Source organism: Massilia hydrophila (genome assembly GCF_020208145.1).
Classification (GTDB): domain Bacteria; phylum Pseudomonadota; class Gammaproteobacteria; order Burkholderiales; family Burkholderiaceae_D; genus Telluria; species Telluria hydrophila.
Window position 1 is genome coordinate 95,357 of sequence record NZ_JAHYBX010000012.1, and the last position, 14,135, is coordinate 109,491.

12 protein-coding genes are annotated in these 14,135 nt (G+C 66.5%); 7 read left to right on the top strand and 5 right to left on the bottom strand.

The window, feature by feature from the left end; all coding sequences use genetic code 11:
* Positions 1-28: 28 nt before the first annotated feature.
* Positions 29-727 (top strand): alpha/beta fold hydrolase, encoded by a 699-nt coding sequence (locus LE190_RS20290; RefSeq protein ID WP_225240408.1) that lies wholly within the window; start codon positions 29-31, stop codon positions 725-727.
* On the opposite strand, the gene uvsE is transcribed toward LE190_RS20290, so the two are convergent.
* Together uvsE and LE190_RS20300 are read right to left on the bottom strand one after the other, a co-directional pair.
* Positions 724-1,614 (bottom strand): UV DNA damage repair endonuclease UvsE, encoded by an 891-nt coding sequence (uvsE, locus tag LE190_RS20295; RefSeq protein ID WP_225240409.1) that lies wholly within the window; start codon positions 1,612-1,614, stop codon positions 724-726. The genes LE190_RS20290 and uvsE overlap by 4 nt on opposite strands.
* Positions 1,615-1,750: 136 nt before the next feature.
* On the bottom strand, positions 1,751-2,632 hold the full coding sequence (locus tag LE190_RS20300) for a CAP domain-containing protein (RefSeq protein ID WP_225240410.1): 882 nt from the start codon (positions 2,630-2,632) through the stop codon (positions 1,751-1,753).
* Between the two features lie 404 nt (positions 2,633-3,036).
* Between LE190_RS20300 and LE190_RS20305 the strand changes: the two genes are divergently transcribed.
* Positions 3,037-4,368, top strand: a complete 1,332-nt coding sequence (locus LE190_RS20305) for a GGDEF domain-containing protein (RefSeq protein WP_225240411.1) — start codon at positions 3,037-3,039, stop codon at positions 4,366-4,368.
* Positions 4,369-4,544: 176 nt separating this feature from the next.
* On the opposite strand, the gene LE190_RS20310 is transcribed toward LE190_RS20305, so the two are convergent.
* Entirely contained in the window at positions 4,545-5,054 is a 510-nt protein-coding gene (locus LE190_RS20310) for a host attachment protein (protein ID WP_225240412.1), read from the bottom strand.
* Between the two features lie 332 nt (positions 5,055-5,386).
* Between LE190_RS20310 and LE190_RS20315 the strand changes: the two genes are divergently transcribed.
* The 3 genes from LE190_RS20315 to LE190_RS20325 all read left to right on the top strand — a co-directional run bounded on the left by LE190_RS20315 (position 5,387) and on the right by LE190_RS20325 (position 9,744).
* The gene (locus tag LE190_RS20315) at positions 5,387-6,277 is read left to right on the top strand and encodes a class I SAM-dependent methyltransferase (protein WP_225240413.1); all 891 of its coding nucleotides are present in this window, start codon (positions 5,387-5,389) and stop codon (positions 6,275-6,277) included.
* Positions 6,278-6,378: 101 nt separating this feature from the next.
* Positions 6,379-7,518, top strand: coding sequence for a branched-chain amino acid ABC transporter substrate-binding protein (locus LE190_RS20320; protein ID WP_225240414.1), 1,140 nt, complete (start codon positions 6,379-6,381; stop codon positions 7,516-7,518).
* A 129-nt stretch (positions 7,519-7,647) separates the two neighbouring features.
* Complete coding sequence (locus LE190_RS20325; RefSeq protein ID WP_225240415.1) at positions 7,648-9,744, top strand: M13 family metallopeptidase; 2,097 nt, start codon at positions 7,648-7,650, stop codon at positions 9,742-9,744.
* A 32-nt stretch (positions 9,745-9,776) separates the two neighbouring features.
* Here LE190_RS20325 and LE190_RS20330 read toward each other — a convergent pair whose 3' ends face one another.
* Both LE190_RS20330 and LE190_RS20335 read right to left on the bottom strand, forming a co-directional pair.
* Positions 9,777-11,063 carry a diguanylate cyclase domain-containing protein gene (locus tag LE190_RS20330; protein ID WP_225240416.1) on the bottom strand — a complete coding sequence of 429 codons (1,287 nt, stop codon included), beginning with the start codon at positions 11,061-11,063 and terminating at the stop codon, positions 9,777-9,779.
* Positions 11,064-11,185: 122 nt separating this feature from the next.
* Positions 11,186-11,641 carry a fasciclin domain-containing protein gene (locus LE190_RS20335; protein ID WP_225240417.1) on the bottom strand — a complete coding sequence of 152 codons (456 nt, stop codon included), beginning with the start codon at positions 11,639-11,641 and terminating at the stop codon, positions 11,186-11,188.
* A gap of 234 nt (positions 11,642-11,875) precedes the next feature.
* Between LE190_RS20335 and LE190_RS20340 the strand changes: the two genes are divergently transcribed.
* Positions 11,876-12,412, top strand: a complete 537-nt coding sequence (locus tag LE190_RS20340; protein ID WP_225240418.1) for a hypothetical protein — start codon at positions 11,876-11,878, stop codon at positions 12,410-12,412.
* Between the two features lie 62 nt (positions 12,413-12,474).
* The gene (locus tag LE190_RS20345; protein WP_307734729.1) at positions 12,475-14,124 is read left to right on the top strand and encodes a M28 family metallopeptidase; all 1,650 of its coding nucleotides are present in this window, start codon (positions 12,475-12,477) and stop codon (positions 14,122-14,124) included.
* Positions 14,125-14,135 lie beyond the last annotated feature (11 nt).

The following is a 14,135-nucleotide window of genomic DNA, read 5'->3' on the forward strand; positions in this document are numbered from 1 at the left end:
GAACGGCGCCGTTTGCTATCATGGCGCGATGACAATCCTGCTCGTACCCGGCTACATGGCCGACGCCACGCTCTGGGACGACGTGGCCGCGCCACTCGGCAAGTTCGGTCCGCTGCTGCACGCCGACCTGCGCCACGACACCAGCATCGAAGCGATGGCCGCCCGCGCCCTGGCCGCCGCGCCCGGACGCTTCCTCCTGGTCGGCTTCTCGATGGGCGGCTACGTCGCGCGCGAGATCGCCCGCCTGGCGCCCGATCGGGTGCAGGCCCTGGTCCTGGTCGCCACCTCTACCCGGCCCGACACACCCGCGCTGCGGCAAAGCCGCGGCACGGTCGGCAAGGCCGCCGCCTCGGTATCGTTCTCGGGCCTGAGCAAGACCGCGATCGCGATGTCCCTGCACCCTGACCAGGCCGGCAACGAGGTGCTGGTGGAGCGCGTGCGCGCCATGGGCGTGCGCCTGGGCGGCGAGGTGTTCCGGCGTCAGTCGATGATCGTGCGCGACGACGACCGCCATCGCCTGCACGAGATCCGCTGCCCGACCCTGGTCATCGCGGCCGGGCAGGACCGGCTGCGCAGCCGGGCGGAATCGCAGGAAATCCAGGCCGGCATTCCGGGTGCGGAACTGGCCGTGATCGAACACAGCGGCCACATGATCCCGATCGAGGCGCCGGGCGCCTTGCTGGACCTGCTGCTGCCCTGGCTGGAACGGGTGGCCGCGCAGTCCTAGCCGGCGGCGGCCGTGGACCAGGCGCGCAGCCCGCGGATCGCTTCTTCCTTGAGCTTGGCCTCGATCTCGATGTAGGGTGCCATCCGGTAGGACGAGGGCATCACCGCGATCAGGTCGGCATGCTGGCGGTCGTTGAAACCTTCGCGGCCGTTCGAGATGTGCACCAGCTGGTGCGTGGGATCGGCCCAGGTGGCGCGTGCCTTGTGCAGCATCTCGGCCACGCTGGCATCCTCGTAGCTTGCCAGTTTCGCGTGCACCACGTGGTGGTGGGCGTCGAACACCATCGGCACGCCGGCGCGCAGGCAGATCTCGTAGATTTCGTGGGCCCCATAGGCGTATTCGTCGTTTTCCAGCCCCAGGCGCGAGCGGATCGCCTCGGGCAGGTCGGCGATGCGCTCGACCAGGGCATCGGCGCGCTGGCCCTTGCCGCCGTGGATCTCGAGCAGGGCCCAGGGCGAGCGCGGCTGCTCGAGCAGGTCCATGATGTCGGCATGCATCTGCAGGATCTTGACGCTGTTCGCAACCACTCCTTCCGAATCGGAACTGAGTACCACAAACTGGTCCGGATGCATCACCAGCCGGATGCCACGCTCCAGCGCGCGCCGGCCCGAACAGGCCAGGGTCGGGCCGAAGGGCGCCAGCACCTCGCGGCCGATGTCTTCGTCCGCGAACGGAAAGATCGAGGAGGGGATGCGGTACAGGCGAATGCCTTCGCTTTCGCAGAAGCGCAGCGCATTGTCAAAGGTCTGGATGTTGTCGCGGTACAGGTCCTCGAGCAGCTTGCGCTGGGCATCCGGACTGTGCTCGAGCAGGCGCTTGCGCGTCACGGTGCGGTAGCGGACGTCCTTCGAGGTGGTGATGCAGACAAGGCCAAGCTTCGGTGACATGGGTTTCCTGGGCTGATAATCGCACGCGTAAGGTCGCGGCGCCGGTGGGGGGAGTCTAGCGCAATGGAGCGCCGGGCGCGCCCGCTTGACCGGGACAGGGCTGGGGCATGCCCCGGTCGTGCGCCTCTTGCCCGCCTCAGCGCGGCCGGCCGAAGACCTGGGTCCAGTAGACGATGCCGCTGCGCCGTTCCGCCGCGACGCCGTAGGCCGCGCCCATTTCCGTGAAGCCGGGGTTCATGATGTTGGCGCAATGGCCGGGACTGTCGAGCCAGCCGGCCACCGCTTCGTCCGGCGTGCTTTGGCCGAAGGCGATGTTCTCGCCAACCCGCTGCCAGGCATAACCGGCGCGCGCCGCGCGCTCGGCCGCCTGGCTGCCGTCCTTGGCCCGGTGATTGAAATAGCGCCGCGCCGCCATGTCGCGGCTGTGGGCCAGCGCCGCCTGGCCCAGCCGCGGATTCCAGCTCACGGGCGGCGCCGGCGCGAAGCGCTCGCCCCCGCAGCTGCGGGCGCTGGCGCGCGCCGCGTTCACGCCGGCCAGGATGGCCTTGCCGGCTTCCTGCCAGTCGGGGAAGGTGTCGGAGGGCAGGGCCGGGGCCGGGCGCGCCAGCACCACCGTCCATTCCTTGCCGCTGCGGTAGCTGCCGACGGCCGAGAAGCGCGTATCGAGCAGGGTGCCGCAGTACTTGTCTTGCAGGACTTTCATGGCTTCCGGCGCAGTCTCCGGTCCGCTGACGCTGACCGATTCGGCCAGGTCGGCAGCATAGCCCACGCGCTCGAGCGCGGACTCGATGAAGGTGGCCGGGCCGATGCGTACCTGGGCCAGGGCCGGATGGGCCGTGAGCGCGGCCGCCGGCGCGGCACTGCGGCCCGCGCAGTTGCCCGGCGCCGTGCGGTAGGCGTTCACCAGGGCCGTCAGTTGCTCGGCGCCAGGGGCCGGCGCCGGCAGGGCGCGCGCCGGGCCTGGCCAGGCGGCAGCCAGGCCGCACAGGAAGGGAAGGGCGCGTCCCATGCCGCGCATGTGCAATCGTGAAGTGAACATTCGAGGTAACAGGGTGGAGCAGCCGTATCGAAAGCGGCCATGCAAATCGTGGCGCGATATGCGTGCTGCATTGACAGTCGGATAAGCGGGCTACAAAGTGAAAACGCCGACCACAGGTCAGCGTTCTGGAGGGCGGCAGAAGGAAAGGCCCCTGCCGCGGAGATTTACTATAGCAGTGGCGAATGCGGCTGCAAAGCGCTTCTCTGTAACAAGGCGCTACAGGCGCCGCCGTCGCGTTGTCGGGCGGACAAAGGGGACGCTGCCTTGCCTTTTGTAGCTGGTGGGAACACAATGACATTCCTGCAATAACAAAAGGGCGGCGGTGAGGGAACCGGCTGCCAGCAGGGCAGGCCGGGGCAATCCAGCGAGGAAGTCGAGGAACCATGACGCAAGCCGTACAGCTGTACAGGAGCCATGTCCTGTTCTTATCCCAGAGTTTCTTCATCAAGGACAACCGGGCCGAGCTGCTCCTGCACGCGCACAAGTACGACTTCGACATCCTGTTCTTCGACGACGTTTCGCGCTTTGTCGAGGCGGTGGCGGGCGACAACGGCGACAACCTGTACGTGATCGATCTCGACGCCCTGCACAACATGCAGGCCGACATGCCGGACGGACGCCGCACCCTGATGCTGGGCGAACTGTTGCAGCGCCTCCCGGCCGACCATAGCTATGTGTACCTGCAGAGCGCGCGCCAGGGCAGCCGTTTCCTGCTGCAGCAGCGCCTGGTCGACAGTCATTGCCTGGCGTATGCCGAAAAGCCGATCGCCAACGACGTGTTCGTCGACAAGCTGTTCAACCTGTTCGTGCAGAAGAAGCGCGGCGACCTGGTGCGCATGGTGGTGCTGGGCGAGGCCGGGCTGGACGAGGACTGGCTGCTGCAGCGCCGCGTCGAGGTGCTCCGGCATGCCGACGCCTACACGCTGCACCTGCGGGTGAAAGAACTGCAGCCCGACCTGGTCCTGGTTACCGACACCGAATACCGCCGCACCGATGCCATCGTGCGGGTGCTGCAGAAGAACATCGAGGCCGACCCGGTGCGCGAGATCGCCCTGTTGCAGTGCCGTCCCGACCTGGCCTTGTCGCGGCGCGCGCTGGCGGACGGCTTCGACGCGGTGCTGGCGGCGGGCGAGCCGGGGCTGCTGGAAGCCCAGCTGCTCAGCCGCGCCAACAAGATCCGCATCAACAAGGACCTGATCGGCAAGGACCGGGCCACCGGCCTGCTCAACAAGGTCGGCTTGCAGAAGAAGGCGCAGGACCTGATCCGCCGCGCCGCCCACGAGGGTTGTCCGCTGGCACTGGGCGTGATCGACATCGACAAATTCAAGACCATCAACGACACCTGGGGACACTATTTTGGCGACATCGTCATCAAGCGCCTGTCGCTGACGCTGGCGCCGCAGATGGGCGAGTCCGACCTGCTGAGCCGCTTCGGCGGCGAGGAATTCGTCATGGTGTTCTGGAATTGCGATCTGGAACAGGGCCGGCGCCGGATCGACGCGCTGCGCCAGGCCTTTTGCGCCATTCCCTTCGAGGTCGCCCCCGGCGACCTGCGCCATTTCTCCTTCAGCGGCGGGGTGGCGTGCTATCCCGAGTACCGCAGCGAGAACGAACTGTTCCTGCGCGCCGATGCCATGCTGTATGTGGCCAAGCAGAGCGGGCGCAACCGGATTTGTGCGGAAGAGACGGGCCGGCAGTGCGCACTGGCCCGCTGAATGAGCATCGCCAGCGTCAGCTGAAGGCCGGTCACTTGCGAGCTACCGCTCGTCCCTAGCGTGGGCGGGTCGCCCGCCCACGCGGTCAAGGCGCAGTACTGCCCCCGTGCGGCCATTGATATGGCAAGGATCACAGCGTGGGCGTTTGCCATTCCTGGCATCGCCCACCCTGCAGCCTACTCGGCGGTCTTGGCCTGGTGGGCGTTCAACTGCTCGCGCAGCTGTTGCGGCGTCGAATGGGTGTAGTCCTTGTTGTACTCGGCCTTGACCAGCTTCTGCACGGCAGGATCGAGCTTGGTGCGCAGCACGCCCAGGAAATCCGGCGAAGCGGAGATGAGCAGCTGCTGGTAGCGGCCATCGTTCTGCGCCTTCAGCAGATAGGCTGCGACATCCCGTGCGAACAGGTCGGCGGCATGCTGGTCCGGCGTTTGCGCCGGCTGGTACATGCTGGTCGGCGCGCCGGCCTGGGCATTATGCTGGAAGCCGGCGGGCTGGTGGCCGCCGACGCTGTGCCGGCTGTCGCCGGCGGCGCGCGGTCCGAGCCGGTCAGTCTCGGTATCGACCGTGCGCAGCTGGGCTGCGGAGTTGATCATGTCTTCGATTTCCTGCAACGGCTCGGCCGGGGTGGACTCGGCAAAGAACCTTGCGCGGCCGTTATTGGCCGAAAGAATCCAGGTTGTTGGCATGCTACCCCCTGTCAGTAGTGAATTGTTGGTGTCGCCCACATGCGCCACTGTTTAGTAGCGCATTGGAAACAGAATAAGGCGCGGCAATCAGCATGTTTGGGTGCATGTTGATCAGGCTATGAATCCAGTATATCGCCGCTTCCGGAACCCCGGCGCACCGACGTGACCTGCCGTGCGCACCCATGAGCACGCGAGAAATGCGCGTTGGCAGGCCTGGACTTCCGCCGCTTGCGGCGTAAGCTGGAATGGCCGGCAGGGAGTCGCCGCATGCTTGTTTTTCCTGGGCTGTCCAGGCGTGCATCCGCTGCCGGATATTTCTGAGGAGACCTGTCATGACCCAAGCCAGTACGTCCCCACCTTCACCGCGCCAGCCGTCCGAGGGCGCCGGCGCTCCCGCGCTCACGCCCGACTATGCCGCCATCAAGCAGCGCCAGCAGGCTACCTGGGCGAGCGGCGACTTCGCCATCATCGGGGTAACGCTGCAAATCGTCGGCGAGTCGCTCGCCGAGGCCGCCGACATCCGCGCCGGCGAGCGTGTGATCGACATCGCGGCCGGCAACGGCAATGCCTCGCTGGCCGCGGCGCGGCGCTTCGCGCGCGTGACCTCGACCGACTATGTGCCGGCCCTGCTCGACAAAGGGCGCCAGCGCGCCAGCGCGGAAGGCCTGGACATCGCATTTCGCGAAGCCGATGCCGAGGCGCTGCCGTTCTACGACGGCAGCTTCGACGTCGCACTGTCCACCTTCGGCGTGATGTTCGCCCCCGACCATGCACGCTGCGCAGGCGAAATGATGCGGGTGGTGCGCGGCGGCGGGCGCATTGGCATTGCCAGCTGGACGCCGGGTGGTTTCATCGGCCAGCTGTTCAAAACGGTCGGCCGTTACGTGCCCCCACCGGCCGGCGTGTCCTCGCCCGCGCTGTGGGGCACCGAAGACTACCTGCGCCAGCTGTTCGGCGCAGAGGCGGCCAGCATCCGCGCCCAGCCCAGGATGTTCAACTTCCGCTACCTGTCGCCGGCCCACATGCTTCAGGTATTCCGCGACTTCTACGGGCCCGTGCTCAAGGCTTTTGCCGCACTCGACCCCAACGGGCAACAGGCGCTGGAGCAGGACATGCTGGCCCTGATCGAGCGCCACAACACGGCGGGCGACAGCGCGCTGGTGCTGCCCGCCGAATACCTGGAGACCGTCATCATCAAGCGCACGCCCGAGGTCCTTCACTAGGTCCTGCATGTCAAGCTGCCGGCCGCCGTGCGCACGCGTCGCTGTTGGTGCCGCGCCGGCACGGCAGTACAATCGAGCGCATCCAACCGAGAAAGGGTGCCATGCGCTACGCTGCCTCCGTGTCGTTATCGCTCCTGCTGGCCGCCGTGCCGGCTGCTGCCCAGACCGAAGTCCGGATCGGGACCGCCTCGCCCCTGTCCGGCCCGGGCGCCCACCAGGGCAAGGACATCGAGAACGGCGCCCGGATGGCGATCGATGACCTGAACGCGCAGGGCATCGCGATCGGCGGCAAGAAGATCAAGTGGGTGCTGCAGGCGGAAGACGATGCGAGCGATCCGAAGACCGGCACCGCGGTGGCCCAGAAACTGGTCGACGCCCGCGTGGCGGCCGTGGTCGGCCACCTGAATTCCGGGCCCACCGTGCCGGCCTCGAAGATCTATGCCAGTGCCGGCATCCCGCAGATCTCGCCGGCCGCCACCACGCCGGTCTACACGAACCAGGGCTACAGGACCGCATTCAGGGTGGTCGCCAACGACAACCTGATCGGACGCACGCTGGCGCGCCACGCGCTCGGCCCGCTCAAGGCGAAACGCATCGCCGTGATCGACGACCGTACCGCCTTCGGCCAGGGCCTGGCCGACCAGTTCGCGCGCGAGGTACGTGCCAGCGGCCGCGCCACCATCGTCAGCCGCCAGTTCACGCACGACAAGGCCACTGACTTCAGCGCCATCCTGACCCAGATCCGGGCCCGGAAACCGGACGTGGTCTTCTACGGCGGCATGGATGCGGTGGCCGGACCCATGCTCAAGCAGATGAAAACGCTCGGCCTGCAGGCCCGTTTCGTGTCCGGTGATGGCGTCTGTTCCGAAAAACTGCCGCTGCTGGCCGGCGACGCACTGGGCGACGACAAGGTGTTCTGCGCGGTGGCGGGCGGCGTCAGCGGCGCCCAGGAAGCGGCGTTTACCGCGTTCACGGAACGCTTTCGCCAGCGCTACGGCAGCCCGGTCGAGACCTACGCGCCGTATGCCTACGATGCGGTGATGGTGTTCGCGGCCGCGATGCGCAAGGCCGGCTCGGTCGAACCGGCGCGCTTCCTGCCGGCGCTGGCGGCGATCCGGTACGAAGGCGTCACCGGCAGCATCGCCTTCGATCCGAAGGGCGACCTGCGCGATGCCGCCATGACCCTGTACACCTACCGCCAGGGCCGCAAGGTGAAGCTGCAGGTGGTGCGCGGCAAATAAGCGCGGCAGCCGGGGCGCCCGCAGGCACGGCCGTCGCTGAAACAATCCGCATACAAAAATGCGCTTGGCATTGCTCTGCCGCTTGGATTAGGATCGTCCGGTTCCCATACCAACAAGACGGAGAGAGAGATGAAGCGTAGCTTGTGCAGCACCCTGATCGCGGGCCTGTTCGCAGTCGCATCCCACGCAGGTGCCCATGACAGCGCGCCTGCCGGCAACCCAGCCGGCGCGGCGGCCAATACCGTTGCGCCGTCGGCCGCCGTGGCCGGCATGCAGTCCGGCATCGAGCTGACGGCCATGGACCGCGACGTGCGCGCGCAGGACGACTTCTTCCGCTTCACCCAGGGCAAATGGCTGAAGGACGTCGAGATCCCGTCCGACCGTTCCAGCTGGGGCGCCTTCAACATCGCCCAGGACAAGGTCGAGCAGCAGATCGCCGCCATCGTCGCCGAGTCGGCCGCACAGACGAATGCGAAGGCGGGCTCGGAAGCCCAGAAGATCGGCGACCTGTACACCAGCTACATGGACCAGGCGCGCCGCGACCAGCTCGGCCTGGCCCCCTTGAAGGGCGAACTGGCGCGCATCGCGGCGCTGAAGGACACGCGCGGCCTGGCGACCCTGATGGCGCGCCTCGACCGCATCGGCGTCGGCGGCCCGGTCAGCATGTACGTCGGCCAGGACAACAAGGATTCGACCCGCTACGTCGTCAGCGTCTCGCAGTCGGGCCTGGGCATGCCCGACCGCGACTACTACCTGAACGACAGCGATGCGCGCCTGAAGGACACCCGCGCCAAGTACCAGGCCCACATCGAGAAGATGCTGGCCCTGGCCGGCCACCAGGACGCGGCCGCCAAGGCCGCCAGCATCCTGGCGCTGGAAACCGGGATCGCGCGCATCCAGTGGACCAAGGTCGAGAACCGCGACCCGGTCAAGCGCTACAACAAGAAGACCCTGGCCGAGCTGCGCGCGCTGGCCCCCGGCTTCGACTGGAACGCCTACCTGAAAGGCACCGGCGCCGGCAAGGAGCGCACGGTGATCGTCAGCCAGCCGTCCTACTTGGAAGGTCTGGACAAGCTGATCGCCGCCACCCCGGTGGAAGACTGGAAATCCTACTTCGAGTTCCGCACGCTCAGCAGCTACGCGCCCTACCTGTCGCAGGCGTTCGTGGACGAGAGTTTCGCCTTCCGCGGCACTGTGCTGTCCGGATCGAAGGAAAACCGTCCGCTCGACAAGCGCGCCATCGCCGAGGTGAACCGCACCCTGAGCGAAGTGGTGGGCAAGGCCTATGTTGGCCGCCATTTCCCGGCCGAGCGCAAGCAGCAGGTGCTGGACATGGCGAAGAACTTCATCACCGCCTTCGGCGAAGGCATCGACCAGCTCGAGTGGATGTCGCCGGAGACCAAGAAGCAGGCACATGCCAAGCTTGCCAAGATCAACGTCAAGATCGGCTACCCGGACAAGTGGCGCGACTATTCCAAGCTGAAGATCGTGCGCGGCGACCTGGTCGGCAACATGATGCGCGCGCGCGAGTTCGGTCACGACTACATGGTCACCCGCCTCGGCAAGCCGGTCGACCGCACCGTATGGAGCATGTCACCGCAGACCGTCAACGCCTACTACAGCCCCACCCTGAACGAGGTCGTGTTCCCGGCGGCGCGCCTGCAGTACCCGCTGTACGACGCCGACGCCGAGCCGGCGGTGAACTACGGCTCGGTCGGCATTTCGATCGGTCACGAGATCAGCCACGCGTTCGACGACAAGGGCTCGCAGTACGACGGCGACGGCAACCTGCGCAACTGGTGGACCAAGGAAGACGAGGAAAAATTCGCCGCGCGCGGCAAGGTGCTGGTCGACCAGTACGCCGGCTACAGCCCGCTGCCGGGCTATCACCTGAACGGCGAGCTGACCCTCGGCGAGAACATCGCCGACAACGCCGGCGCCATCATGGCCAGCCGCGCCTACCAGATCTACCTGAAAGGCAAGCCTGGTCCGGTGATCGACGGTTTCACCGCCGAGCAGCGCCTGTTCATGGGCCTGGCGCAGGCGCGCAAGGGCAAGGCGCGCGATGCGGCGCTGATCTCGCAGGTCAAGACCGACCCGCACTCGCCGGCCGAATTCCGCGTCAACGGCAGCCTGCGCAACCATCCGGGCTTCTACGAGGCCTTCGGCGTCAAGCAGGGCGACAAGATGTACCTGGATCCGAAGGACCGCGTGATCTTCTGGTAAGCAGGGCCGGGCCGTATTCCGGTGCGGCCTGGTCAAGAAGCGGCGCAGGGTGCCGCGCCATGCTTGGCGCGGTACATGTCCTTGTCGGCACGCGCCATCAGCGCCTGCATGCTGTCGCCATGCTCGGGACGGCAGGCGATGCCGATGCTGGCCGTGATGGCCAGCACCAGCCCGTCGCCCAGCTCGAACGGCGCGGCCAGCGCCAGGCCGATCTTGTCGGCGACGATGTCGGCATCGGCGCGCGACGCGATATTCTCGAGCAGGACCACGAATTCGTCTCCGCCCAGGCGCGCCAGCGTGTCGGCGTCGCGGATGCAGGAAGCCAGCCGGCGCGCCACCTGTTCGAGCAGGCGGTCGCCAGCGAGGTGGCCGTGCGTGTCGTTGACCTGCTTGAAGCGGTTCAGGTCGATGAATAGCAGGGCGACGCGGCTGTCCTGGCGCTGGGCGCGGGCGAGGGCGGTCTGCAGCCTGTCATGGAACAGGCGCCGGTTGGGAAGGCGGGTGAGTTCGTCGTGCATGGCCATGAACTTCATCCTGGACTGCAGTTCCCTGCGCTGCACGGCCGCACCCAGCTGGCCGGCGATGTAGGCCAGCAGCTCGCGCTCTTCGGCGTCGTACTCCCCGCCGCAAGCGCGCGCCAGCGCCAGCACGCCCAGGCGGGACGCGCCGGCGCTCAGCGGCACACCCACCAGGCTGGCACAGGAATCCGTCCGCACCGCCGCGCCGCCCTCCCGCCATACCAGGTCGCACAGGGCGAGCAGGCAGGCTTCCTGCGCCGGGTCGCCCGCATGATAGGCCAGGTGCGGCGCGGCCTGCCCCTGCTCCTGCAGGACGATGGCAAGTGCGGATACCGGCAGCAGGCCGGCGGCGATTGCGTGGCTGCGCCGGAACAGCTCGGACAAGTCCACGCTGGCATTCGCGGCCTCGGACATGGCGTACAGGGCGGCCTGCATCGCCTGCGCGCGCTTGAACTGGGTAACGTCGCGCGCCACACCCACCCGAATTCCCTCGGATGGATACCAGCGCGCCGACCACATCAGGTGGACGACACTGCCGTCCTTGCGTACATAACGGTTCTCGAAGGCGAGGTGAGAGCGCCCATCCATCACGGCCTGGGCGGCGGCGCGGGTGCGCTCGCGGTCGGCCGGCAGCACCAGGTCGAGCACTGCCATGCCGACCATCTCCTGGGGCGGGTAGCCGAAGATCCGTTCGCCCGCCGCGCTGACGAAACGAAACCGGCCCTCGGCATCGACGACGCAAACGGCATCGAGCAGCAGATCGGTGAGCCTGGTATCGCTAATGCCGAGGGAAGATTCCATGTCTATCATTGTAGAGCCAGGAATCGGGGGCGGGGAAGTTGCAACGTGAATCGATGCTGGTATCGTACACGAACCGGCCGGGAGCGCCGGCCGGGATTGCCTTGAGAAGGCAGATCAAACGCTTACTTCGGCATGATCACCGAATCGATGACGTGGATGACGCCGTTGTCGGCCACGACGTCGGTCTTGACGACCTTGGCCTTGTCCACCGACACCGTGCCGCCCGCGGCGCTGACGGTCAGGTTGCTGCCTTCGACGGTCTTGACGGGACCCGGCTTGACGCTCGCCGCCATCACCTTGCCCGGCACCACGTGGTAGGTCAGCACCTTGGTCAACGCGGCCTTGTCCTTCAATAGCGCATCCAGCGTGGCCTTCGGGATCTTGGCGAAGGCTGCATCGGTCGGCGCGAACACGGTGAACGGGCCGGGGCCCTTGAGCGTGTCGACCAGGCCCGCCGCCTGCACGGCGGCAACCAGGGTATTGAAGCTGCCGGCCGATTTGGCCGTGTCCACGATATCGGCTGCCTGCGCCGCGGACAGGGACAATGCCATTGCAAGGCCGAATACCATTTTCTTCATCTCGATCTCCTCGGGGTGGGTTGAACCGCTTGAATGCATCAAATTTATGCGTTCGTTCCGATAATGTCCATGAAATAACGAGAATTTTTGGCGATTAATCGGTTCAAATCCGAGGCACTAATATGATTGAACCGCTATTTATGCTGAGGTAAACCGCTTTTGGTGGCTAAGGCGGGAAAGTGTTGATTGCCATCGCACTGTGCTAACCTGAAACTTTGCCAAGGGAGCGCCAGCATGATCCGTTTTGTTTTCCCTCTGTTCGCCTGCGGCTTGCTGGCCGCCTGTGCCACGGCGGCGCCAGCCGACAGCCGCGACGAATTCATGGCCACGTTGCAGGGCATGTGCGGCCAGCGTTTCGAAGGCGCGCTGTCCTATGCGATCGATCCCAACAGCGAGTTCGCCGGCAAGAAGATCTCGACCCAGGTGCAGTGCGCGGCGCAGGCGGTGCGCATGCCGGTGCAGGTTGGCGAGAACCGGTCGCGCACCTGGATCTTCACCCGTCCGGTGGCGGGCCTGGAACTGCGCCATGACCACCGCCACGAGGACGGTACCCCGGATGCGGTGACCATGTACGGCGGCATGGCCAAGGAGGGCGGTAGCGCACGCTCCCAGGCCTTCCTGGCCGATGCCTATACGGCCCGGCTCGTGCCCGGCGCCGAGACCAATGTCTGGACCGTCAGCCTCAGCGAGGATGGAAATGTGCTGCGCTACCGCCTCGACAGGCACGGCAAGCCTCGCGCCGAGTTCGTCCTCAAGCGGGTCGGCGGCTGAAGTATTCCACGGCCTGTGCTAAGGTCATCATGTTGCTATTCATTACTACTATGGAGACTGCCTTGAAACATGCCACCTTCGTCCTGATGGGTCTTGCCGCTGCCGCCGCGCACGCGGCGGACGCACCGAGCTTCGATCCCAAGCGCCTGGCGCAGGACGTGAAAGTCCTGTCCTCGGACGCCTTCGAGGGCCGCGCCCCGAATACGGCCGGCGAGACCAAAACCGTCGACTACCTGGTGCAGCAGTTCAAGGCGGCCGGCATGCAGCCCGGTGGCGACCTGGCCAACGGCAAGCGCGCCTGGACCCAGGACGTGCCGCTCGGCCGCTTCGAGATCAAGGGGCCGGTCAAGCTCACGCTGGGCGAGGGCGGCAAGACCCGCAGCCTGAGCCAGGGCGAGGACATGGCGGTACGCGCCTCGATGAGCGGCATGAAGCAGGTGAGCTTCAAGAATGCGCCCCTGGTCTTCGTTGGCTATGGTGTTACCGCGCCGGAGCGCAAGTGGGACGACTTCAAGGGCATGGACCTGAAGGGCAAGCTGGCCGTGGTCCTGATCAACGACCCGGACTTCGAGACCGGCAAGGGTGAATTCGGCGGCAAGGCCATGACCTATTACGGCCGCTGGACCTACAAGTACGAGGAAATGGCGCGCCGCGGCGCACTCGGCACCATCATCGTGCACGAAACCGCACCGGCCTCGTATGGCTGGCCAACCGTGAAAAACTCCAACACCAACGTCATGTACGACGTGGTGCGCAAGGAGCCGCTCAAGTCGCACGCACCGATGGAAGCCTGGATCCAGCGCGACCTGGCCGCCAGTATCTTCAAGTCGGCCGGTGTCGATTTCGAGGCGGCCAAGAAGGCGGCGCAGACACGCGAGTTCAAGCCGGTCGAACTCAAGGGCATCACGCTGTCGGCCGACTACGCTGTCGATGCGCAGGTGATCAAGTCGAAGAACGTGGTCGCGATCCGCGAGGGCAAGGAGCGCCCGAACCAGTACGTGATCTACAGCGGTCACTGGGACCACCTGGGCGTCGGCCAGCCCGATGCGCGCGGCGACAGGGTTTATAACGGCGCCGTGGACAATGCCACCGGCATCGCGGCCATGCTGGAACTGGCGCGCGCCTATGGCAAGCAGCCGGCGCCGCAGCGCAGCGTCGTGTTCCTGGCGGTGACGGCGGAAGAAAAAGGCCTGCTCGGCTCCGAGTACTACGCGTCGAACCCGGTCTATCCGCTGGCGTCGACGGTGGCGGTGATCAACATGGACGCCCTCAGCCCGTATGGCCCGGCGCGCAACTTCACGATCTCGGGCAGCGCCAGGCTGGACCTGCTGGACCAGCTGGTGGCCAAGGCGAAAGGCTGGAACATGGCATATTCTCCCGACCCGAAACCGGAAGCCGGCTATTTCTTCCGCTCCGACCACTTCCCGTTCGCCAAGCGCGGCGTGCCGGCCCTGTCCTTCGGCTCGGGTAACGACTGGGTCGACGGCGGCGTGAAGGCGGGCAAGGCCTCGGAAGAAGCGTATACCGAGAAGAACTACCACCAGCCGTCGGACGAGTTCAGCCCGAACTGGAGCTTCACCGGCATGGCGCGCGACCTGGGACTGCTGTATGCGCTGGGCAGCGACCTGGCCAATTCCGCTACCTGGCCGAACTGGGCCTCGGATTCGGAGTTCCGCACGGCGCGCGACCAGAGCGCGGCGCAGCGCAAGTAAGCCAGGCGCGC

Excerpts from the sequence above, each read along its gene's own strand:
- LE190_RS20290 (WP_225240408.1), top strand. The coding sequence starts at position 29 with ATGACAATCCTGCTCGTACCCGGCTACATGGCCGACGCCACGCTCTGG.
- LE190_RS20300 (WP_225240410.1), bottom strand. The coding sequence starts at position 2,632 with ATGCGCGGCATGGGACGCGCCCTTCCCTTCCTGTGCGGCCTGGCTGCC.
- LE190_RS20330 (WP_225240416.1), bottom strand. The coding sequence starts at position 11,063 with ATGGAATCTTCCCTCGGCATTAGCGATACCAGGCTCACCGATCTGCTG.
- uvsE (WP_225240409.1), bottom strand. The coding sequence starts at position 1,614 with ATGTCACCGAAGCTTGGCCTTGTCTGCATCACCACCTCGAAGGACGTC.
- LE190_RS20325 (WP_225240415.1), top strand. The coding sequence starts at position 7,648 with ATGAAGCGTAGCTTGTGCAGCACCCTGATCGCGGGCCTGTTCGCAGTC.
- LE190_RS20305 (WP_225240411.1), top strand. The coding sequence starts at position 3,037 with ATGACGCAAGCCGTACAGCTGTACAGGAGCCATGTCCTGTTCTTATCC.
- LE190_RS20320 (WP_225240414.1), top strand. The coding sequence starts at position 6,379 with ATGCGCTACGCTGCCTCCGTGTCGTTATCGCTCCTGCTGGCCGCCGTG.
- LE190_RS20310 (WP_225240412.1), bottom strand. The coding sequence starts at position 5,054 with ATGCCAACAACCTGGATTCTTTCGGCCAATAACGGCCGCGCAAGGTTC.
- LE190_RS20335 (WP_225240417.1), bottom strand. The coding sequence starts at position 11,641 with ATGAAGAAAATGGTATTCGGCCTTGCAATGGCATTGTCCCTGTCCGCG.
- LE190_RS20315 (WP_225240413.1), top strand. The coding sequence starts at position 5,387 with ATGACCCAAGCCAGTACGTCCCCACCTTCACCGCGCCAGCCGTCCGAG.
- LE190_RS20340 (WP_225240418.1), top strand. The coding sequence starts at position 11,876 with ATGATCCGTTTTGTTTTCCCTCTGTTCGCCTGCGGCTTGCTGGCCGCC.